General features: G+C 36.5%; 18 protein-coding genes. 8 read left to right on the top strand and 10 right to left on the bottom strand.

Annotated elements, in window-relative coordinates:
* Positions 1-236: 236 nt before the first annotated feature.
* Complete coding sequence (locus ACYQ3P_RS04125) at positions 237-935, top strand: hypothetical protein (protein WP_460176678.1); 699 nt, start codon at positions 237-239, stop codon at positions 933-935.
* Between the two features lie 452 nt (positions 936-1,387).
* Here the strand turns inward: ACYQ3P_RS04125 and ACYQ3P_RS04120 are convergent, their stop codons facing one another.
* From ACYQ3P_RS04120 to ACYQ3P_RS04075, 10 genes are all read right to left on the bottom strand, one after another.
* Positions 1,388-3,226 (bottom strand): putative nucleotidyltransferase substrate binding domain-containing protein, encoded by a 1,839-nt coding sequence (locus ACYQ3P_RS04120; RefSeq protein ID WP_460176677.1) that lies wholly within the window; start codon positions 3,224-3,226, stop codon positions 1,388-1,390.
* A 6-nt stretch (positions 3,227-3,232) separates the two neighbouring features.
* Positions 3,233-3,466: a YggT family protein gene (locus tag ACYQ3P_RS04115; RefSeq protein WP_460176676.1), complete on the bottom strand. Its 234-nt coding sequence runs from the start codon at positions 3,464-3,466 to the stop codon at positions 3,233-3,235.
* Positions 3,463-5,463 carry a VC_2705 family sodium/solute symporter gene (locus ACYQ3P_RS04110; protein WP_460176675.1) on the bottom strand — a complete coding sequence of 667 codons (2,001 nt, stop codon included), beginning with the start codon at positions 5,461-5,463 and terminating at the stop codon, positions 3,463-3,465. The genes ACYQ3P_RS04115 and ACYQ3P_RS04110 overlap by 4 nt, the downstream gene beginning before the upstream one ends.
* 1 nt (position 5,464) lies before the next feature.
* Positions 5,465-5,725, bottom strand: a complete 261-nt coding sequence (locus tag ACYQ3P_RS04105) for a DUF4212 domain-containing protein (protein WP_460176674.1) — start codon at positions 5,723-5,725, stop codon at positions 5,465-5,467.
* A gap of 10 nt (positions 5,726-5,735) precedes the next feature.
* Complete coding sequence (locus tag ACYQ3P_RS04100) at positions 5,736-6,413, bottom strand: 3'-5' exonuclease (RefSeq protein ID WP_460176673.1); 678 nt, start codon at positions 6,411-6,413, stop codon at positions 5,736-5,738.
* A 118-nt stretch (positions 6,414-6,531) separates the two neighbouring features.
* Positions 6,532-7,881, bottom strand: coding sequence for a sigma-54-dependent transcriptional regulator (locus ACYQ3P_RS04095; RefSeq protein ID WP_460176672.1), 1,350 nt, complete (start codon positions 7,879-7,881; stop codon positions 6,532-6,534).
* Positions 7,878-10,574, bottom strand: coding sequence for a bifunctional acetate--CoA ligase family protein/GNAT family N-acetyltransferase (locus ACYQ3P_RS04090; protein ID WP_460176671.1), 2,697 nt, complete (start codon positions 10,572-10,574; stop codon positions 7,878-7,880). Before ACYQ3P_RS04090 ends, ACYQ3P_RS04095 begins: the two co-directional genes overlap by 4 nt.
* Positions 10,561-13,038, bottom strand: coding sequence for a DNA gyrase subunit A (gyrA, locus tag ACYQ3P_RS04085; protein WP_460176670.1), 2,478 nt, complete (start codon positions 13,036-13,038; stop codon positions 10,561-10,563). The genes ACYQ3P_RS04090 and gyrA overlap by 14 nt, the downstream gene beginning before the upstream one ends.
* 9 nt (positions 13,039-13,047) lie before the next feature.
* Complete coding sequence (locus ACYQ3P_RS04080) at positions 13,048-13,233, bottom strand: hypothetical protein (protein WP_460178093.1); 186 nt, start codon at positions 13,231-13,233, stop codon at positions 13,048-13,050.
* Entirely contained in the window at positions 13,169-13,369 is a 201-nt protein-coding gene (locus tag ACYQ3P_RS04075) for an FmdB family zinc ribbon protein (protein ID WP_460176669.1), read from the bottom strand. Before ACYQ3P_RS04075 ends, ACYQ3P_RS04080 begins: the two co-directional genes overlap by 65 nt.
* A gap of 116 nt (positions 13,370-13,485) precedes the next feature.
* On the opposite strand from ACYQ3P_RS04075, the gene ACYQ3P_RS04070 reads away from it, so the two are divergent.
* The 7 genes from ACYQ3P_RS04070 to selB are packed head-to-tail and all read left to right on the top strand — an operon-like array spanning position 13,486 to position 21,639.
* Positions 13,486-14,076 carry a SurA N-terminal domain-containing protein gene (locus ACYQ3P_RS04070; protein ID WP_460176668.1) on the top strand — a complete coding sequence of 197 codons (591 nt, stop codon included), beginning with the start codon at positions 13,486-13,488 and terminating at the stop codon, positions 14,074-14,076.
* Positions 14,077-14,078: 2 nt separating this feature from the next.
* On the top strand, positions 14,079-14,846 hold the full coding sequence (gene cdaA, locus ACYQ3P_RS04065; protein WP_460176667.1) for a diadenylate cyclase CdaA: 768 nt from the start codon (positions 14,079-14,081) through the stop codon (positions 14,844-14,846).
* Positions 14,843-15,496, top strand: a complete 654-nt coding sequence (locus tag ACYQ3P_RS04060) for a CdaR family protein (protein ID WP_460176666.1) — start codon at positions 14,843-14,845, stop codon at positions 15,494-15,496. The genes cdaA and ACYQ3P_RS04060 overlap by 4 nt, the downstream gene beginning before the upstream one ends.
* Positions 15,497-16,852, top strand: a complete 1,356-nt coding sequence (gene glmM, locus ACYQ3P_RS04055) for a phosphoglucosamine mutase (RefSeq protein WP_460176665.1) — start codon at positions 15,497-15,499, stop codon at positions 16,850-16,852. It abuts the gene before it with no gap.
* Positions 16,852-19,110 carry a DNA internalization-related competence protein ComEC/Rec2 gene (locus tag ACYQ3P_RS04050; RefSeq protein ID WP_460176664.1) on the top strand — a complete coding sequence of 753 codons (2,259 nt, stop codon included), beginning with the start codon at positions 16,852-16,854 and terminating at the stop codon, positions 19,108-19,110. Before glmM ends, ACYQ3P_RS04050 begins: the two co-directional genes overlap by 1 nt.
* Positions 19,111-19,120: 10 nt before the next feature.
* A complete protein-coding gene (hisH, locus tag ACYQ3P_RS04045) occupies positions 19,121-19,732 on the top strand; it encodes an imidazole glycerol phosphate synthase subunit HisH (RefSeq protein ID WP_460176663.1) in 612 nt (203 codons plus the stop codon).
* Positions 19,729-21,639 (top strand): selenocysteine-specific translation elongation factor, encoded by a 1,911-nt coding sequence (gene selB / locus ACYQ3P_RS04040; RefSeq protein ID WP_460176662.1) that lies wholly within the window; start codon positions 19,729-19,731, stop codon positions 21,637-21,639. Before hisH ends, selB begins: the two co-directional genes overlap by 4 nt.
* Positions 21,640-21,767 lie beyond the last annotated feature (128 nt).

The following is a 21,767-nucleotide window of genomic DNA, read 5'->3' as shown; positions in this document are numbered from 1 at the left end:
CCGAAGTGATCTCAGGGATTGCTTCGGGACTTCGTCCCTCGCAATGACGAATAAAAAATCTCGCAAAGACGAGGAAGTGGCGCACCCTCGCAATGACGAATAAGAGGGATGACAATCAATAATGTGAATAGGGTGAAGCAAAAATTTACAATATGACTCTGATTTTAAAAATCGCACGATTTTAGTTTGAAAAACTATGATAAAATAGAAATAAATATTCCTCTTTGGAGGTTATTATGCCTGTATTAGAAGAAAGGGTCACCAATCTTGAAAAGGTTCTTGAGGAATTCATCACTAATGTTGGCATTGAGTTCAATAAAGTTTACAATCTCCAGATGCAAAACCAAATTGAATTCAAAGCGTTCAAAGATGAAATGAAAGCATTCAAAGAAGAGATGAAAGCCTTCAAGGATGAGATGAAAGCCTTCAAGGATGAGATGAAAGCCTTCAAGGATGAGATGAAAGCCTTCAGGGATGAGATGAAAGAGGAAAGCAGAAAGAAGAACAAAGAGTGGAGCAATCTTGCCAAAAAGATGGGCACTATTGTGGAAGACCTTATCTCACCAGCCCTTCGTCCAGTGATTTCCAAATACTTTGAATGTGAAGTTAAAATGGAAGGACAGAGAATGCGTAGAAGGAATAATGGCAGAAATTACGAAGTAGATGCTATAGCAGCATGTGAAGACAAGGTATTTATGATTGAAGTCAAATCAACTCCGAGAATTATAGATGTTGACGAGATAAAGGAGAAGGCAAAGAGCTTTTTTGAATTTTTTCCAGAGTATGAGGGAAAGATTCTGATAATAATATTTGGGAGTATAACTTTTCCAGAGGATGTAATACATTATGCAAGTAGAAAAGGTATCTATGTGATGGGCTGGAGAGAGTGGGATTATATGGATATTCTGAATTTTGATGAGATAAAAAACCAGTGAAAAGAGGAGATTGCTTCGCTGACGTTCGCAACAGGGATTGCTTCATCGCTATCGCTCCTCGCAATAACAGAGGTGGTGGGTGCCTCGCAATGACGTTCTCTTTTGTCATCACGAGGCTTGCGAAGCAAGCCGAAGTGATCTCAGGGATTGCCTCGGGTGCTGGCACACCCTCGCAATGATGGAGAAAGGACTGTCGTGAGCCGAAGGCGTGCCGACCTCGCTATGACGAAAAAGGGGGGTCATTGCGAGGCAGACTGAAGGGATGCCGAAGCAATCTCATTCCTTTGAAAGTGAAAAGACGAGATTTCCTCTGGCACTGCGCATCCTCGCAATGACGAGTAAGGAAGACTCTCGCTATGACGAAAAAGGGGCACGCAATGATGAAAAGAATAAACGATGAGGTTTGCACTTACATACTCAAAAAGATTTTATATATTAATAGCTTAATTTATTTAGGAAAAATATCTTAAATTGTATTTGTCAAAAAGGAGTTTTTGAAATTCTTTAATTCGCCTGAAAATGTTCTTTAACAAATCTCTTTCTGTCTTTGATAAATCATGAGGATTAATAAAGTTGTCTGGCTCATTTTCTTGTCTTATCTCTTTAGCTTGAAATTTTAGCCGTAATGTCATCAAAAATTTATGACCTTCTTCCAAATCCTTTGCAAATTCTTCAGTGAAAACAGATAAATCCCTAAGACTTCTTATCCTTTCAAAGGTGTTTGTGGTTCTAATTCCATTTTCCAACGACAACACCCTGATCCCTTGAGTTATTGGGAAAATTCCATATTTCTTTATATCTATTTCGCCCTTATGCTTGCCTTCCTTTTCTGTCTGTAGCTTTCCCAAAAATCCCAGAGGAGGTTTGAATTTTATTGCCTCTGATGCAAGGAATGGCAAAAAATGTTTGGATACTTTAATTTTTTCAAAGATAAACTGCCACAAATCATTTGCAAGGTTCTCATCTCCGTAAACATTCCTGAAGTCAAAAAATATACTTATGCTTAATACATTTTCAGGCTTAGGATTTTCCATCCATTTATTTATCTCTTTAAACCACTCTTTCTTGCTTTTTCTCCAATAGGCATTGCTTATCATAACATTGCCTGGACATGGTGGAAATCCTATCTCAAGTAGATAATCTATGTATTTCTTCGCAAATTTTTCAAAGTAACTTTCAGCTCCAGCATTATCATCAAAAATTAATGCATTGTCCTGATCTGTTTTTAAGCTTTGCTCCCTTCTGCCCTCAGAACCTATCACTAAGAGAACATAAGGGCATGTTGGCTTGCCTAATTCTTCCTCAACAAGCTGAGCAACCTTTATCATGAAGTGATCATTTAGCTCTGCTATATATTTTCCAACATATTCGGGGTCTAACCCTGACAAAACTCCCTCTATGACACTCTCGTTGAAAAGACTATAAAGATAAGCCAACTCTTCAATAGTTTTTGCACTGTTAATTTCTTTGATAAGAAATAAAATATTTTTGCTTTCATGAGAAATAATGATTCTGTCATCAAGAATTCCCCAAATTGCACCAGCGTCTTTCACAACAACTTTTCTAATCCCATGTTTTGCCATTGTAAGAAGGACATTAAAAAGAGGTTCTGAGGCATCCATTGAAATGATTGGAAAAGTCGCAACATCCTTTGCTTTTACTGATTGAGGGTCAAGTTCCTTTGCAAGCACTTTCTTGATGATGTCTCTTTCTGTAATGATACCTATTTCTTCATTTTTTTGAACGAGGCAAAAGGTAGAGTCATGGCTTGCCATTGTCTTTGCTGTCTCTGTAATGTTAAAATTTCCCTGTATCAAAATTGGCTCCTTAATTTTCAAATCCCTTATCCTTACATCAAGCAGCCTTTCAAGATGGAATGTACTTCTTGATGTAGGTGTTTTATGGACTCTACTTGCAAGCTCCTTTGTGAAGTATTTGGTAAAAGTCTCATACTTTGAGAGAAGGTTTCTGAATTTTTCCTTTTTTATTAGAAAAATTTCTGTATTGTCCTCAACAATCCTCGCCGTGGATACAGGCGGCATTTCGCTCATGAGAGATACAAATCCAAATATGTCACCGCTTTTCAGATGGGCAATTAGCTGATTCTTTTTTTCAAGAAATACTTCTCCTTTGAGAATAACATAAAGAAAATCAAGGGGTTTGCTCCCTTCTGTAAAAAGCACCATGCCCTTTGGATAGGTTCTAACTTCTGATTTTGCAATAATACTTTCAATTTCCTCATCAGTAAGACTACTAAATGGATATATTTGCTTCAGAGTTTCCTTTGTCATCATAAATCACAAATATTTTACGGTTAAAATACGAAGCAAGACAAGAGCAATCAGGACGAAAACTGTTGTTGCCTTTGGAAAAATCTTTCTGAATATTTTATATAAAGGCTCAGTAGCCTTTAGGAATAATGCCATTATAGGATTATGTGGGTCCTTTATGAAAAAGGAAAGAATGGCTCGTCCTATGACGAGCCACATAAAGAAAGCAAGAGTATAGTTGATAAAAATTTTTACCGTCATTCCTCAGCACCTGCTTTCACAGCACCCTTTGGATATCTTATATTGTCAACGAATTTCTGCAAGTCCTCTTCCGGTGACTTTGTCAGCCTTGATACAATCAATGCTACTATTATATTTGCAGGAAGTCCAAAAATTCCAGAGGCAACAGTTTTTATTCCAAACCAATCAACTCCGTAAAATCTGCTTCCTATCATGTAGTAGAGTGTCAAGGCAAGTCCCACAAACATGCCTGTTACAGCACCAGCCTTATTCATTCTTTTGTCCCAAATTCCAAGAACAACAGCAGGGAAAAAGGTAGCCGCTGCAAGGGAGAATGCCCATGCAACAAGTTCAACTATAATAGCAAGTTTGAAACTTGCAACGTAAGCACCAATAGCTGCTACAACAAGAAGAAGAGCTTTTCCGATTTTAACTCTCGCAGAGGGTGAAAGATAGGGATTAATCATCTTGTAATAAAGGTCATGGGAAATAGCATTAGAGATGGTAATAAGCAACCCATCAGCAGTGGAAAGAGCTGCTGCAAGACCGCCAGCTGCAATTAGTCCTGCAATGACATAGGGTAGTCCTGCTATTTCAGGGGTGGCAAGAACAACAGCATCAGGTTTAATTATTATCTCTGCGAACTGAATAATTCCATCGCCGTTTAAATCTTTAATTGAAATTAAGCCTACTCCTGCCCATTTTGCAGCCCATGCAGGAAGGGAGCTAAAAGCCTGTCCAACAATATTTGTCAAAACCTCACTCCTTGCAAAGGCAGCATAGGCTGGAGCTGTAAAGTAAAGAAGGAAGATAAAGAACAAAGCCCATGCAGCTGAGCTTCTTGCCTCCCGAACTGTTGGAGTTGTGTAAAATCTCATAAGAACATGGGGAAGTCCTGCTGTTCCAACCATCAGACAGAATGTTAATGCGAGGAAATTAATCATACCCTTTGAATCAGTAGGAGGCTGGACATAAGACTTTGGTGGTTTTGCCATTGCTTGTGCTTCTTTCATCGCGGCAGTCCATTTCTCCTTTGCCTCTTCTGGAGATTTTGGATAAGCCTTGAGAGCTTTTTCAACATCAGCTTTCTTTGGGTCTTCCGCAGGTAATGCTTTTAGCTTTTCTTCAAGTTCTGCTTTGCCTTTTTGCCAGCTTTCTGGTAGTCCCTTAATCTTTGCATTAAGCTCATCTGCCTTGCTCTTCCAGATATTTCTAACTTCTATCTCCTTTAAGTCATTCTTAAGGGCAGATTGTTTTTGTTCAATAGTCTGCAAAGCTTGTCCATACATGATCTGCGGTATTGGAACACCTGTGTGCTTGTATGATATGGCAACAACAGGAATCATGTAAGCAATTATCAGTATTATATACTGGGCAACCTGTGTCCATGTAACTGCTCTCATGCCTCCTAAAAATGAGCAAACAAGAATACCAGCAAGTCCGATAAATACGCCTGCTTCAAAGGGAATTCCGATAAATCTGCTTGTTATTATTCCAACTCCAGTAACCTGAGCAGTCAAATATGTGAATGACACGATGATAGCTGAAATAATACCTATGAATCTTGGAAGCTTGCCTCCATACCTTGCTTCAAGAAAGTCAGGGATTGTGTATTGTCCAAATTTTCTAAGATACGGAGCTATCAGAACCGCAAGAAGAACATAACCCCCAGTCCATCCCATTATATATGCAAGACCATCATAGCCTTGATTGTAAAGGGCTCCAGCCATTCCAATAAATGAAGCTGCACTCATCCAATCTGCAGCCGTAGCCATACCATTGAATACAGCAGGCACTTTTCTTCCTGCCACATAGTACTCTGCTACTACTGATGTTCTTGAGATAATGCCAATTGCCGCATAAACCCCTATCGTTCCAAAGAGAAATGCATAACCAATGTATTTAGGCTCTAATCCCATGCTCTCAGCAATCCAGAGGGTTATTACAAAAAGCACAAATACGCCGGTGTAAATTCCGTATATTTTTCTTAATTGTTTTGTCCAAGCATCCATTGCCATTTTAATCCTCCTCGTGTAATTCATATTTTTTGTCAATTTGATTCATCTTTGAGGAATAGATGATATTAAGAATAACAAAAACAATAAGTGAACCCTGTGCACCCATATAATATCCCAATGGAAAACCTAAGATCAGGATATTATTTAAGCTTCCTGCAATTACTGTAGCACCGTATGAGACAATTGCCCAAATAAAGAGTGTAATCATAATTAATCTCTTATTTTCCATCCAATACGCATTCAAAACTTCCCCTTTAACCATAATACACCTCCTAAAATTGATATGTTTTGTCGTAATGACCAAACATGTATCCGTATACATGCGGTTTTCCAATTTTTTTTAAAAAGTCAAACCAACGGGAGTTAATTGATTGAACGAGCGAGATCTCTCTCTGAAAAATCTGCGCTGTAATAAAGGCATCATACAAAGCATCATGTAGGGATTCAACTTTTATATTAAAAACCTCTGCAATTTCAGCAAGTGTTTTTGCTCCTTTGTGCTTTCTATTGATTAGTCCCCTCTCTATTAGCCAGTTGAAAATAATAAATGTATCAATTGCCTCAGGATTGAAATCAATATTGAGTAATCTTTTTATTGCCCTTTTGAGGAATCTTAAATCAATATCAACAAAATGTCCAACGATTGTTCTACTGTTTATGAATGATAAAAATTCTCTGAGTATATTCTTTATATCAGGACATCTTTCAAGCTCAGATGGAGTTAATTCGTGAATCAAGACAGACTCTTCCTTTGGTTTACACTGTGGATTGATCACCCTGTAGAAAATCTCTCCCATTGATATGCTTTTTTCTCTCATTACAATTGCTCCTATTGAGATTATGGTATCGGTTTTATCATCCAATCCTGTGAGTTCTGTATCAACAACAATAAATTCCCTTTTGTTTATGATTTCAGAGCCTAACTCCTTTTTTCTGAAAAATTTAAACATGTAAGGATAGTAACAAAAAATATGCCAAAATATTGGAAGGTTAAAATAAAGATTTTACTTGAAACGCAAAGATGTGAATGTTACCTTTGGTAATTTTTGCTTGAAAAAAAGGTAACACTTATTTTTTGGTGATGCCCCACTTTTTTCTCTTTTCCCATAACGCTTTTCTGGTTATGCCAAGTATGTCTGCAAGTTCCTGTTCTGTATAAACTGATTGGTATTTGAGGATAAATTCCTTTGTGTATTCTTCAATTGAAAGAAGAGGGATGTCTTGCGGTTTACCAAAAAACTTTTCAGGATTTTGAATGTGTTCTGGAAGATGCTCGGGCATAATTGTGTCTTCTTCAGCAAATATTACAGCCTGCTCAATTACATTTTGAAGCTCCCTGATATTGCCGGGCCACGGATAATTATAAAAACGCTTTAAAGCCTCTGGATGTATTTTTTTAAGGTTTTTCCCCATTCGCAATGCAATTTTTCGCATGAAATGATATGCGAGTAATTCTATGTCTTTGCCTCTTTCCCTAAGCGGTGGTATCTTAAATGTAACCACATTTAATCTGAAAAAAAGATCTTCTCTGAATTTCCCCTTTTTTACCTCATCAAGTAAGTCCTTATTGGTGGCAGAGATAATTCGGACATCAATTTTTTTACTGATTGTGCTACCGAGTGGACGAACTTCTTTATCCTCAAGAACCCTTAACAGCTTTGCTTGAAGAGAAAGGGGCATGTCACCTATTTCATCAAGAAAAACCGTTCCGCCATCAGCTATTTCAATGAGTCCCTTTTTGTCTGAAACAGCTCCAGTGAATGCTCCCTTTTGATAGCCAAAAAGCTCAGATTCAAGAAGATTCTCAGGCAGGTTCGCACAATTTATTGCTACAAAGCTTTTTTTTCTTCTGTAACTTGCCTCATGGATAGCTCTTGCGAAAAGTTCTTTACCTGTTCCAGTTTCTCCCAAGAGAAGAACATTTGTAGGAGTATTGGCTATTTTCTTTATTTTTTCAAGTAAAAGCTTAATCTCTGAAGACTCGCCGATAATTGAGCATATTTCCCCTTCTTTATCATTATAGGAAAACGGACGCTCTTTCTTTTGTTCCCTTTTTGGAATCTTGATTAAGCCCATAAGAGATGCTTTTATTTCCTCATAGACAAAGGGCTTTATTAGGTAATCTTCAGCTTTTAATTTTAAAGCCTTAAGAGCTGTTGTTATTGAAGGATAAGATGTGGTTAAGATCACTTTTGCATCAGGATTGAGACTCTTGATTTTATTTGCCAGCTCAATCCCATCACCATCTGGTAATTCTATTTCAATAATCGCAAAGTCGTGGAAATAGGAAGAGTAAGCATTTAAACCCTGCTCAAAGCTATAAGCACAATCAACAACAAAACCTTCTTTTTGCAGATACTGACTTAATTTTTCTGCCTCATTGCTGTGACTATCAACTATGAGCAATCGCTCACTCATGAGTCGTTTTCAAGTTTTAAAAGAACCTTAACACTGTCATCTTCTACCTTGTGAGTTACAAATCCTAATCTTTCTGCAAGACCTAACATGTATGTATTAATTCGCAGAATATCCATCCATATTCTCTTCACACCTAAATCCCTTGCCACTTCAATTGCATAACTGCATAGTGCTTTTCCAACACCTCTTCCCTGCCATTCATCCTCAACCAAAATAGCCATATCCGCATCAAATCCGTCGGGGTCTCGCCCTATTCTCACATCTCCGATTATTTTTTCTTTATCACCCTCTTTAATCACGCAAACAAATGCTAAGTTTCTATCATAGTCAACTTGACAGAATTTAACGAGATTTTCGTGTCTTACATCTATTGCTCTTTGGAAAAATCTTAGGCTGATAGTTCTTTCAGAGCACCTTCCAAAGAGCTCAGCAAAAAGCACTTCATCCTCTGCTTTTATTGGTCTTAAAATTGCCTTTGTGCCATCCTTTAATTCAACTTCTTTATAAAGATGAATAGGGTATGGGCATATGCTCAGATGCGGTGGGCAAAACTCACCCTTTACAAGGGCTTTTTTCTTAGGCGCGGTTTTATCAAGGATAATGCTGCAGTCAAGGGCAAAAATTTCAGAGTCCGTAATAAATACAGGATTGATGTCAAACTCCTTTATCTGAGGGAAATCTGCTATGAGATAAGAAAATCTTACAACCGTCTCTTCAAGCCTTCGGATAACATTCTCATAATGTGGATATTTTGTGAGATATCTGTAAATCTTCGTCTCTTCCATAAGTCTTTTGGCAAGGGTCTGGTTCAAAGGTGGAAGACCTATTGAGTAGTCTTCCAAAGCCTCCAAAAGATTTCCACCTGTACCAAATAAAATCACCGCTCCAAAGGTTGGGTCTTTTTTTGCTCCCAATGCAATTTCATATCCATAGGTGCTTGCCATAGGTTGGACAATTACAGAAGCAGAGGGATCACCGTTTTCTTCTGCTAATCTTTTTAACCATTTAAATCCTTCAACTGCCTCAAGTTCATCCCTAACATCAAGAATAACTCCACCTTTCTTGAATTTATGTATTATTTTTGGAGTATCTATTTTTAGAACTATCGGATATCCGATCTCAGAAATCGCTTTTTTCAGGTCTTCAATGCTGTCTGCTTTTTTAGTGAGCAAAACAGGAATTCCATAGGCAGATAAAATCTCGGCAGCTTCAAAAAATGTTAGGATTGCTCTATTCTCATTTATTGCACTTTCAATTATATTTTCAACTCTTTCAGTGTCAAATTTTACATCTTGAAGAATTGTTTGTGGTGTCTCAAGAAGGAGTTTTAGGTTAAAATCGTATCTATACATGTACATGAATGTCCTTACAGCCTGTTCAGGAGTAACAAATGTTGGAATTCCATGCTTATTTAAAATCTCTCTTCCCTCATAAACAAGTTCTGCACCCATCCAATTAGTAAGAACTGGTTTATAAGGATTTTCTTTAGCTACTTTAGCAACAATCTCTGCTGTTTCTTCAGGTGATGTGCCCAAAGAAGGTGTCAGCATAACAAGGGCTCCGTCCACATTTTTATCTTTCAGGACAATTCTCAAAGCCTTTTCATAATCTGAAGGTTTGGCATCGGAAACTAAATCTAAAGGGTTTCTTATAAATCTTGTAGGAACTGAACCTTCTAATTCTTTTTTTGTTTCCTCTGAAAAATCAGCAAGTTCTCCTCCAAGTTTTAAAAGGGTATCAACTGCTGTTATTGCAGGAGCACCAGCATTTGTAATTATCGCAAGCCTTTTTCCTCTTGGTCTTCTCTGCTTTGAAAGGGTCTCTGTTATGTAAAATAAATCCAGTGTTTCATCCACCCTTACAGCACCGGATCTTTTAAATGCAGCATCGTAAACCTTATCCTCACCAGCAAGTAGTCCTGAATGGGTAAGGGCAATTTCAAGGGACTCAACGAATTTTCCTGATTTTACGATAATAATTGGCTTTGTAAAGGCAAATGAACGGGCTGATGTCATAAACTTCCTGCCATTTTTTACTGATTGCATGTATATTACTATTGCCCTTGTTGATGGATCTACTCCAAAGAAATCAATAAGGTCAGCACAGTCTATATCTATATCTGAGCCTAAGGAGACAAAATAACTGAGTCCAATATTTTTATCAGCAGCTCTGTCCAAAAGCGCAACAGCCAAAGTTGCACTTTGAACTATTAAAGCAATATTTCCTTTGTTTATCTTTCTCCTGTAAAGGCTTGCATTTATATTCAATCCCGGTCTTATAAAACCAAGTGTATTAGGACCTAAAAGTCGGAATCCATATTTTCTGTGTATTTTTTCAATTTTTTCCTCCAACTGCATTGCATCTTTAACTCTTGTTCTAAAATCTGGGCAGAAAAGGATAACTCCTTTTACACCTTTTTGTCCGCATTCATCAAGAACATCAATAACATTTGAGCCGCAGTCTGTTGATACTATGGCAAGGTCTATCTCCTTTGAAATATCACTTAAAGATTTGTAAGCCTCTACTCCTTGAACAGAGTCATACTTTGAATTAACAGGATAAACGATACCTCTGTAACCTTCACCTATAAGATTTCTGAATACTGTATATCCTATTGTGCCAGGTTTGTCTTCTGCACCAATAACCGCAATCCTTCTGGGATTAAAAAAATACTCAAGATTATATATTGACATTGTCTTCCCCCTCTAAAATACGTCCTGCACTTACAACAGAGTCCTGCTCAGACAAGTCTATGAGCTTTACTCCCATTGTATTTCTGCCTCGCAACGGAATATTTGAAACTTTTAATCTTATCATTTTGCTACTGCTACAAAGAATGATTTCATCATCCTCTTTAACCTGCATAGAAGCAACGACTGAGCCTGTTTTCTCGTTAACCTTCATATTGATAACACCTACTCCAGCTCTTCTCTGAAGAGGATATTCCTCAATAGGCGTTCTTTTACCAATTCCTTTTGCTGAAATTGTAAAGACAAAAGAGCCCTCTGTAACAATATCTCCTGATACTACCTCGTCATCTTTTGAAAGCCTTATTCCAATTACACCCCTTGCAGAGCGACCCATTGCTCTCACATCTCTTTCATCAAATCGTATGGACATACCTTCCTTTGTTGCAATAATGAGCTGATTCTCTCCGCTGGTTTTCACTACAGATATGAGTTCATCACCGTATTCAAGGTCAATAGCAATTACTCCTCGGCTTCGGATATTTCTAAATTCTTCAAGGGATGTTTTCTTAACAAGACCCTTTTTGGTAAACATTGTAAGGAATCCCTCTTCAAGGTCTTTGCATACAAGGGCTGTTGTAATCTTTTCTCCCTCCTGAAGGGGCAAAATATTGACAATTGCCTTTCCTTTTGTGACTCGTCCTGCCTCAGGAATCTGATGAACCTTAAGACAATAGACTCTTCCAAGATTACTGAAAAACATTATGTGGTTATGGGTGGAACCAATAATTACAGCATCAAGATAGTCATCGGATAGCGTTTCCATTGGAGTAAGACCTTTTCCACCTCTTTTTTGGGCTCTATAATCATTGAGGGAAGTTCTTTTAATATAGCCAAGATGGGTAAGAGTTATCACCATGTCTTCCTCAGCAATAAGGTCTTCAACATCAAGTTGCTTTGTCTCAGTTACAATCTCACTTCTTCTTTCATCGCCGTATTTTTCTTTGATTTCAATTAGTTCATCCCTGATTATGCTCTTTACCAGTTCTTCGCTTTCAAGGATGGCTTTTAACCTTTCAATTTCCTTAAGAAGTTCTTCGTAATCCTGAATTATCTTTTCTCTTTCCAATCCAGTAAGTCTTTGAAGTTTCATATCAAGGATTGCCTGAGCCTGAATCTGAGTGAGAGGAAACCTTTCCATAATTCTCGTTCTTGCTTCCTCTGGATTTTGGGAGCTTCTAATAATTGATATTACCTCATCAAGATTTTCCACAGCTATTTTAAGTCCAAGTAATATATGAGCCTGATGCTCTGCTTTTCTTAAATCAAAGGCTGTTCGCTTAAGGACAACATCTTTTCTGTGCTTTAAAAATTCTTGGAGGGTTTCTTTCAGATTTAAAATCTTAGGCTGTCCATCAACAATTGCAAGCATTATGGCACCAAATGTTGTCTCCATCTGTGTATGTTTGTAGAGATTGTTAAGAATAACCTGAGGCATCTCCCCCCTCTTTATTTCAAGGACAACCCTGATACCTTCCCTGTTTGACTCATCCCTTATTTCTGTAATTCCCTCAATCTTTTTTTCCTTGACAAGCTCTGCAATCTTTTCTATAAGCCTTGCTTTATTAACCTGATAAGGGATTTCTGTAATGACTATCCTTTCTTTGACAGCTTTTCCTTCTGGCTCTATCTCAAACAGAGGAACTTCCTTTGCCTTTTTACCCTTTGCTTCTCTTTCAATTTTTGCCTTTGCCCTTAATTTAATAGCTCCTTTTCCTGTAAGATAAAGGTCTTTTATACCCTCTGTCCCATAAATAATTCCACCAGTTGGAAAATCAGGTCCCTTAATAGCCTGCATTAAATCTTCTACAGTAACTTCAGGATTTTCAAGGAGCATCAGCAAAGCATCAACTGTTTCGTTTAAGTTGTGAGGTGGAATGTTTGTTGCCATTCCAACTGCGATACCAGAGGAGCCATTAATCAAAAGATTTGGAATTCTTGTTGGTAAAACAAGTGGTTCTTCTGTTGTGCCATCAAAGTTTGGAACAAAGGGAACTGTTTCTTTATCAATATCCTGAAGCAATTCTTCAGCTATTTTTGTAAGCCTTGCTTCTGTATAACGGTATGCTGCAGGAGGGTCTCCGTCAATTGAGCCAAAATTTCCCTGACCGTCAATCAAGGGATATCGCATATTAAAATCTTGGGCAAGTCTCACCAAAGCATCGTATACAGCTTGATCTCCGTGGGGATGATATTTTTTAAGGACTTCTCCTACTACACCAGCGCACTTTGAATACTTCTTGCCTGCAAGAAGTCCCTCACGAAACATTGCATAAAGAATACGCCTTTGCACAGGCTTTAATCCATCTCTAACATCTGGAAGAGCTCTACCTATGATTACGCTCATCGCATAATCAAGGTAGCTAACCTTCATCTCTTCTTCAATGTTTACCCTGACAATATTTGACATCTTTTACCTCTATATTTCTATCATAGCAAGCACCCGAAGGGTGCATGGCAAATCATTCAGATGCTTTAAAAAATCAAGAGATTTGCAAAGACGAGAGTTTATTGATTTTGATTTGCTAATCATCAAAACTTTACTTACAAGAACTACATGAAGAAGACTTACAAGAAGAACAACCTGAATTACCTTTTTGAACACCCTTCATTGCAAAGGCTGAAAATTTTTTTGATATGTCCGTTGAATTGCATTTTGGACAAGTAACTGTTTTGTTGCCAAATACAAGGACTTCAAAATTTTCACCGCAATTTTTGCATACATATTCATAAATAGGCATCTTATCACCCCTTTATCTTTTTGTATAGGCTTTTTTATTATATCATAGCTTGCCTTATACCTAAAAATTCTTTTAAAGTAAATATTAGTCATAGCTATCAACACAGGAGGAATTGAATGATTAAGATTTTGCGTGAAAATGCCAAGTATTTCTATTTTCTATTTTTTCTCGTAATTATCACTTTTATTTTCTGGGGAGTTGGCACAGTAGATAAGCCAAAAATGGAATATGTGGCAGATGTAGACGGACAAAAGATATCAGCTGAAAGGTTCTGGAGAATCTATGAAGAGACAAGAAGATTTTATAGAGAAGTTTTTAAAGAACAAGCTACTCAAATGGAGCAAGGACTTAAAGAGAAAATACTTGAGGACTTGATTAACGAGGAAGTTTTGCTGTGGATTGCCAAAAAATATGAAATAGAGGCAACTGACAAAGAAGTTCAGGATGCCATCATTAATGATCCGAGATTTATGAGAAACGGTGTTTTCCAGAGAGATATTTATTTTCAGGTCTTAAAATTAAACAGATTAAATCCTGCTCAATATGAAGCAAGCTTAAAAAGGGAGATTACGATTGGAAAAACTCTTCAGATCATAGCATCTTCAAAGGGAGCAAGTGACATCTCTGATGAGGCTTATATAAAAGCTTTTTTAAATGCGGTTAAGTCTAATATACCAATAAAGATAAACAAAGAGGCATTATCTTAGGAATGGAGCATTTTTTAAACCAGCTTCGTTGGCAGGATTTATTTGATATTGCAATAGTTTCATACATCATATACAAGGTTTTTTTGCTTGTAAAGGGGACTCGTGCTGCGAGGATGCTCGTTGGAGTTGGAGTTTTGCTTGCTCTTTCTCTTTTTTCAAGATTTCTTGAACTTTACACCCTTGACTGGCTCATACAGAGCTTCTGGACACAAATCGTTATCGTATTAATCATTCTTTTTCAGCCTGAAATAAGAAAAGCCCTTGCCCAGATGGGAGAGACTCCTATTTTTTATAAATTTAGTTCAGCGGGAGAGATGAAAGCCATTGAGGAAATCGTTAAAGCATCTCAATCACTGGCTACTAAAAAAATAGGTGCATTGATAGTTTTTGAGAGGGATGTAAGTCTGCAGGAGTATATTGAAATTGGAGTTCCCCTTGACGCTAAAGTGACAAAGGAGCTTCTTATGAGCATATTTCATCCTACAAGTCCAATACATGATGGAGCAGTAATTATAAAAGGCAACAGAATTGTGGCAGCAGGTTGCTTTCTTCCAATAAAATTAGGTGCGGACATCAGCAAAACCTATGGAACAAGACACAGGGCTGCATTGGGCATCACTGAAGAGACAGATGCAATAGCTGTAATTGTGTCAGAGGAAACAGGAAGTATTTCCCTTGCTGTTGCTGGAACTCTTGAGACTAACCTTGATATGGCAAAGTTAAGGGAAAGACTTACAAGTTTGTTTACCACTGAAAGAGAGAGAAAATGAACAACACTTTAAGAAAAATACTCACGGAAAATATAACAATCAAAATTATCTCTGTTGCCCTTGCGGTTTTCTTATGGTTTTTTGTAACTTTCAAAGGACAGACAGAGACCTCTCTTGAGATTCCTTTGGAATTTAAGAATACTCCTTCTGAAATGGAGATTTTGAAGCAAAGCGTAAAGAAGATAACTGTCTCAATCTCGGCAAGGGAAAGAATTTTTAGAGAGATATCAAGGGCTGAAATCAGGGTTATTGTTGACCTTTCAAATGTAAAATATGGAGAAAACTCCATTCCCATTACCAGATCATCCATAAAACTTCCTCGTGGGATTGAGATTTTAAGAATTGAACCCTCTGTTGTAAAAGTATTCATGGATAAAAAAGAAAGAAAAACAGTGCCTGTCAGAGCAGTTGTTACAGGCAATCCTGCACAAGGCTTTATATTAAGTTCTGTTGAAGTTAATCCTTCAAGTATAACAATTGAGGGAGCTAAAAGCGAACTTGACAGAATCAGAGTATTAAAAACAGAGCCTGTTGATATTGAAGGAATAAATGAAAATTTAACAACGCAGGTAAAAATAAATCCTGACGGAAGGATTTTCAGGTCTGAGAAAGACACTATTTATGTAACAGTCAAGCTGAGGAGGAAATAGATGGGTCTTTTTGGAACAGATGGAATAAGAGGAAAACTTAACAACTTTCCAATGATACCTGAAATTTGTCTTAAAGTAGGAATGGCTTTATGCCATATTTTAAAAGAAAAACTTCCACATAAACCAAAAATTTTAATTGGAAAGGACACAAGAATTTCTGGTTATGTGATTGAATCAGCACTTACATCTGGAATTACTTCAATGGGAGGAGATGTTTATCTTGTCGGACCAATCCCTACTCCAGCTGTGGCATATTTGACAAAAAGCATGAGAATGGATGCAGGAATTGTAATTTCTGCATCCCACAATCCATATGATGACAATGGAATAAAAATTTTTTCAAACAATGGTTATAAACTTTCTGAAGAACTTGAAAAAGAAATTGAAGAACTTTTAAATAAACCAAATTTTCCAGAAACTAGACCAAAGGCACATCAATTAGGAAAGGCATACAGAATTGATGATGCGCAGGGAAGATACATTGAATTTGTAAAATCAACTTTACCTAAAGATTTTAATTTAGAAGGTCTCAGAATTGTTGTTGATCCAGCAAATGGTGCAGCATACAAAATAACTCCTACTCTCTTTAAAGAACTTGGTGCTGAAGTAATTACTATAAATGACAAACCTGATGGTTTTAATATTAATAAAGAATGTGGAGCACTTTATCCTGAAGTTCTTCAGAAAAAAGTTCTTGATGAAAAAGCCCATTTAGGAGTTGCCCATGATGGAGATGCAGACAGAACAATTCTTGTGGATGAAAAAGGCAATATTGTTGATGGAGACTTTATTTTATCAGTATGGGCAAAGGAGCTTAAAAAAGAAGGAAGACTTAAAAATGATACAGTAGTTGCAACAATTATGACAAACATGGGGATTGAAAAATATTTGAAAAATTTAGGAATAGAGCTTGTCCGCACAAAAGTTGGTGACAAATATGTTGTTGAGGAAATGCTAAAAGGTGGATACAATCTTGGTGGAGAGCAGTCAGGACACATTTTATGCATGGATTATACAAATACTGGAGATGGTCCTATTACTGCAGTGCAGATTGCATATATAATAAAGAAAAATCAAACTACATTAAGTGAGCTTGTTAAAGAAATTCCAAGATATCCACAAGTTTTAAAAAATATAAAGATTCCCGAAGGAGCTTCAAAGCAAAAAATTGAAGACGCATTAAAAAAGCTAAATGATAAAGCCTCATCAATTCAACAGAACATGAACGGCAGAATAATAATTAGACCATCAGGCACAGAGCCAAAAATAAGAATTATGGTTGAGGAGGAAGACTCTCAAAAGCTTGATGAAATTGCAGAGGAGCTTGAGAAGTTTGCAAATGAAATACTGAATTGATGATTTACATTTTTTCTGCTATCTTAGGCATTTCCCTTTCTTTAATTTTTAAATTCTTTCCTGTCATATCTACACTTTTTGCCTCCTTGCCTGTCTTAATAAGTTTTTTAAGAAAAAGATATATCCAAGCAATTATTTGTCTTGCTGTTGCTTTAGCTGGTATCTTTTATGGAATTTCAGCTGAAAGCAGAAATGAGATACTGCAACCCTCTACATTCAGAGGCTACATAGTTGGAGAGTCTGATAAACTTTATTTTTTTAAAACTCTTGATGGTGAAAAAATAAAGGTATATTCAAAGGAGAAACTTGAAAAAGGTGTCATTTACAGCATAGAATGCAAAATTCAACCTTCCAATAAAAATCCATATACTATCAAATCTTCTCAAAAATTTTGCATTGCAACAAAAACAACTGCACATGAAAAAGTCAGCTATGGCTTCTTTGAACTTTTGAGGGAAAATATTAACAGTAAACTAAAAGAAAGCCTTGATAAAGAAACTGCAGCAGTTATGATTGCTATGACAACAGGAGAGAAATCTCAGATTTCCAAACAACTTAAGGAAGTCTTTCAAAAAACTGGACTAATTCATCTTTTAACAATTTCGGGTGCCCACTTCAGCTTTCTTTTTACAGTTTGTTTCATATTTTTTAGACAAATAAACAAACTCTTACCTTATAAATGGCTTGTTTATCTTACTTTTTACATTAAACCATCACAATTAAGCATAATTCTTTGCTTTCCTTTAATGCTTTTTTATTTTCTGCTAATTGAGCCAAGTTATCCATCAACCCGTGCATTTATAATGGCAACATTATTTATGATTGGGGTTCTCACAGAGAGAAAAACATTATGGATTTTGACCTTAAGCTGGGCATGCCTAATAATACTTATAATTGAACCAAATGCTTGGCAGGAAATATCTTTTCAGCTGAGCTTTCTTGCAAGTATTGCCATAGGATTTGCATCAGATATTTACAAAACATTAAAAGAAAAAATCAAAAACAAAGCATTATCCTATGTGGCATTAAGCTTTCTCATAAGCCTTTTTGCATCTTTGGCAACTGCACCCATTGTAATTTATTATTTTCACTATTTTTCAACAATTTCTCCCCTTTCAAACCTTACTGCAGGCATTTTAATAGGAATGGTGCTTTTTCCACTGAATATAAATTTTGTAGCAATTTATTTAATTACTGGTTACTATCCCTTGGCAGAGCTTGTAAATACTGTTTCAAAAATCTCTTTTAGCTTAATGCATGCTCTTTCATCAATTCCATTTTCATCAATAACAATTCCTCCAATTCCTTTGGCAAGTGTAATCATTTTTTATATTGGATTTGGATTAATTCTTTTCATTTATTATTCATTCAAAAGCTCTAAAAAGCTCATTCTTTGCCTGAGCATTTTTATTCTTGCAATTACAAGTTTTTTAAGCTTTATTTTAATTAATCAAGACAAAAACTCATTACAAATAACTTTCCTTGATGTTGGACAGGCAGACTCTGCAGTTGTGGAAACTCCTTATGGAGCTTTTCTGATTGATACAGGGAAAACAGGATTTGAGGCTCAAAGTTTTTTAAAGGCAAAAGGTTACAGTGATTTGCAAGCTCTAATTATAACCCATGAGCAAAAGGACCATGCAGGAGGATTTTTAAAAATCCTTGAAAACTTCAATGTAAAAGAAATATGGGATAATGGATACATTCAATACAACATTGCAAATATTCCAGCACAGAGGCATCTTGAAAGAGGTGATGTTTTGAAAATAGGTTCATGCACATTTACAGTTCTTCATCCATATAAAGATTTTTATGTTTCTAAACTTTCAAAAGACAGCAATGAACTTTCATTAATTTTTAAACTTCAATGTTTCAAAAACTCTTATCTTTTTACATCAGACGCTGGAGTGTATGCCCTTGAAAGCATTCCACTTAAGTATGCAGTTTCTGATGTAGTAAAAATTCCCCATCACGGAAGTAAAAATTCTTTAAATAAAGAGTTTTATAAAGCTATTTTTAAAGATAAAAAGCCAATATGCATAATAAGTGTTGGAAAAAGCAATCCATATCATCATCCCCATAAAGAAGTGATTGATTTTATAAGTAAAGATTGCACAATTTACAGAACTGACATAGATGGAGCAATTCAAATTGTAGAAAGTGCCGATGGCAAGCTAAAATTAAAAACCTATGAACAGACAATGTTTAAGCCATATGAAGAAGTAGAAAATTTAAAAAAGCTTTTTATTTTATGGTAAAATTAAGGCTATGATAGCAATAGTTGACTATGGAATGGGAAACATAAGAAGCGTTTCAAAGGCAGTTGAGGCTGTCGGAGGAGATGTTGTCATCACTCATGATCCAGAGGAAATAAAAAAGTCAAAGGCAATTATTCTTCCTGGTGTTGGTGCATTTAAGGACTGCATGGGAAATCTTGCTAATCTTGGAATCCTTGAAGTAATAAAAGAAGAGATTCAAAAGGGAAAGCCATATTTTGGAATATGTCTTGGAATGCAAATTTTGTTTTCAGAGTCAGAGGAATTCGGAATTTGCAAAGGTCTTGATATTTTTAAAGGAAAGGTCGTGAGATTTAATCTTCCCAATGAATATAAAATTCCTCACATGGGATGGAATACTGTTACATTCAAGAAAAAAAGCAAACTGCTTGATGGAATTCCTGAGCATTCCTATTTCTATTTTGTTCACTCATACTATGTGGCACCAGAAGAAGAATCAGTGGTTGCAGGAGTGACTGAATACGGAATAAACTTTACATCAATGCTCATCTATGAAAATATTTTCGCCACGCAGTTTCATCCAGAAAAATCTCAGAAAATAGGTTTAAAACTTCTTCAAAATTTTGTAAACCTCGTAAGATGAAAAAAGTCATACTTGGAACCGCCGGACACATTGATCACGGAAAAAGCTCCCTTGTAAAAGCACTCACTGGTATTGACCCAGACAGACTAAAGGAAGAAAAAGAGAGGGGAATAACTTTAGACCTTGGGTTTGCATATATTACCTATCCTGACCTAATTGTTGGAATTGTGGATGTTCCCGGACATGAGCGTTTGATAAAAAACATGCTTGCTGGCGTGGGTGGGATTGATATGGTAATGCTTGTTGTAGCTGCTGATGAGGGAGTAATGCCTCAGACAAAAGAGCATCTTGCTATCTGCGACCTTTTAAAAATAAAATCTGGGCTAATTGCGCTTAATAAAGCTGACCTTGTTGATGAAGAAACTTTGGAACTTGCAAAGGAAGATGTAAAGGAAGCAGTAAAAGATACATTTCTTGAAAATGCTGAAATTATACCTGTTTCAGCAAAATCAGGATTTAATCTTGAACTTTTAAAGGAAAAAATACGGGAACTCGCTCTCAAAGTTGAGGAAAAATCAAAAGGTGGAATATTTCGGATGCCTATAGACAGGGTTTTTACTTTAAAGGGCTTTGGTACTGTTGTCACTGGCACTGTTTTAAGTGGCAGTATAAGCATTGATAGTCCCGTGGTAATTCTTCCAACAGGACTTAGCTCAAAGGTCAGAGGGCTTCAAAGTCATGGACAGCCACAAAAAGAAGTGTTTGCAGGACAACGAGTTGGAATGAATCTTCAGGGTATTTCAAAGGAGGACCTTAAAAGAGGTGATGTTGTAACAATTCCCAACAAATTGAGATTGACCGATTACATTGAAGTAAAAATAAATCTTCTTAACGATTCTACACCTTTGAGGCACAACGCTCCAGTTCATTTCTATCTGACAACTTCAGAAACAGTAGGCAAAGTAAAGTTATTTGAAAAAAACGAAATAATGCCCGGAGAGTCATGCTTTGCTCATATAAAACTTCAGGAACCAATCGTTGCAATGGCTAAGGACCGCTTCATAATAAGAAGATTTTCTCCATTGGAGACACTCGGAGGCGGAGTAATTCTTGATCCAGACCCACCAAGAAGAAAAAAGGAGATATTACTTGAACATCTAAATGGCCTTGATAGTGATAATCTGTCTGACTGTCTTGAAGTAAAAATAAAAAGAAGAGGCATAAAGGGTATGACCCTTTCTGAGCTTGAGGGATGGATCAATGCTGATTTGTCTGAAATAAAAAAGGCTCTTGACAGGCTTTTAGGTGCAGGCAAAATAGTCAAGGCAGAAAATCATTTCTTTCACTCAGATACATTTCAAAGCTTTAAATCATTAGTAATAACTCTGCTTGAGGAGTTTTATCAAAAAAATCCACTTAAAGAAGGCTTACCTAAGGAGGAACTTGGAGCATTGCTTATGTCTCATTCAAAGAAGCAGTCAGCTGGCGTTTCACGGCTTTTTGATGACAGTTGGAAAAAGTTACTTGAAAAAATAAATGAAATCGTTGTTGAGGGAAATGTTGTTAAATTAAAAACAGCCAAAAAGGAAGAAATTAAGCCTGAAATAGAGAAAAGAATTATTCAAGAGTTAGATAAAAAAGAATTTCAGCCACCATTCAGAAATGAACTTGCAGCTATTTTAAAAATGCCAGAAGAAAGATTAGGTGATATCTTAAAGGCTTTAGCCAAGCAGGGAAAAGTGGTGAGGATAAATGATTCCCTTTATCTTTCAAAGCATAAATATGAAAAAATGCTTGAACTACTTAAAAAATTCTATTCACAAAAGAATGAAATGACAGTTTCTGAATTTAGGACTCTGCTTAATACCTCACGAAAATATGCAATTGAGTATCTTGAGTATCTTGATTCAAATAAAATAACAATCCGAGTAGGTGATGTAAGAAAAATGGTGGCTCGTGGACAGTAAAGTATTCAATATAGCGAGCGGTTTTTGTAGAAAGCTTATGTAATTTGCCATTGTATGTAGAATAGAAGGACATTGTGAGAGTTTTTTTGCCATTGCAAGCCTTATCTAAGGTGAGGTATGACAATGTC

It is taken from the genome of Thermodesulfovibrio hydrogeniphilus, from assembly GCF_054657355.1.
The sequence above is the reverse complement of the archived record's forward strand: the minus strand, read 5'-3'. Positions and strand labels throughout refer to the sequence as shown.

Bases quoted from the DNA above. Each gene is read 5' to 3' on its own strand.
- ACYQ3P_RS04125 (WP_460176678.1), top strand. From the start codon at position 237: ATGCCTGTATTAGAAGAAAGGGTCACCAATCTTGAAAAGGTTCTTGAG.
- ACYQ3P_RS04120 (WP_460176677.1), bottom strand. From the start codon at position 3,226: ATGACAAAGGAAACTCTGAAGCAAATATATCCATTTAGTAGTCTTACT.
- ACYQ3P_RS04115 (WP_460176676.1), bottom strand. From the start codon at position 3,466: ATGACGGTAAAAATTTTTATCAACTATACTCTTGCTTTCTTTATGTGG.
- ACYQ3P_RS04110 (WP_460176675.1), bottom strand. From the start codon at position 5,463: ATGGCAATGGATGCTTGGACAAAACAATTAAGAAAAATATACGGAATT.
- ACYQ3P_RS04105 (WP_460176674.1), bottom strand. From the start codon at position 5,725: ATGGTTAAAGGGGAAGTTTTGAATGCGTATTGGATGGAAAATAAGAGA.
- ACYQ3P_RS04100 (WP_460176673.1), bottom strand. From the start codon at position 6,413: ATGTTTAAATTTTTCAGAAAAAAGGAGTTAGGCTCTGAAATCATAAAC.
- ACYQ3P_RS04095 (WP_460176672.1), bottom strand. From the start codon at position 7,881: ATGAGTGAGCGATTGCTCATAGTTGATAGTCACAGCAATGAGGCAGAA.
- ACYQ3P_RS04090 (WP_460176671.1), bottom strand. From the start codon at position 10,574: ATGTCAATATATAATCTTGAGTATTTTTTTAATCCCAGAAGGATTGCG.
- gyrA (WP_460176670.1), bottom strand. From the start codon at position 13,038: ATGTCAAATATTGTCAGGGTAAACATTGAAGAAGAGATGAAGGTTAGC.
- ACYQ3P_RS04075 (WP_460176669.1), bottom strand. From the start codon at position 13,369: ATGCCTATTTATGAATATGTATGCAAAAATTGCGGTGAAAATTTTGAA.
- ACYQ3P_RS04070 (WP_460176668.1), top strand. From the start codon at position 13,486: ATGATTAAGATTTTGCGTGAAAATGCCAAGTATTTCTATTTTCTATTT.
- cdaA (WP_460176667.1), top strand. From the start codon at position 14,079: ATGGAGCATTTTTTAAACCAGCTTCGTTGGCAGGATTTATTTGATATT.
- ACYQ3P_RS04060 (WP_460176666.1), top strand. From the start codon at position 14,843: ATGAACAACACTTTAAGAAAAATACTCACGGAAAATATAACAATCAAA.
- glmM (WP_460176665.1), top strand. From the start codon at position 15,497: ATGGGTCTTTTTGGAACAGATGGAATAAGAGGAAAACTTAACAACTTT.
- ACYQ3P_RS04050 (WP_460176664.1), top strand. From the start codon at position 16,852: ATGATTTACATTTTTTCTGCTATCTTAGGCATTTCCCTTTCTTTAATT.
- hisH (WP_460176663.1), top strand. From the start codon at position 19,121: ATGATAGCAATAGTTGACTATGGAATGGGAAACATAAGAAGCGTTTCA.
- selB (WP_460176662.1), top strand. From the start codon at position 19,729: ATGAAAAAAGTCATACTTGGAACCGCCGGACACATTGATCACGGAAAA.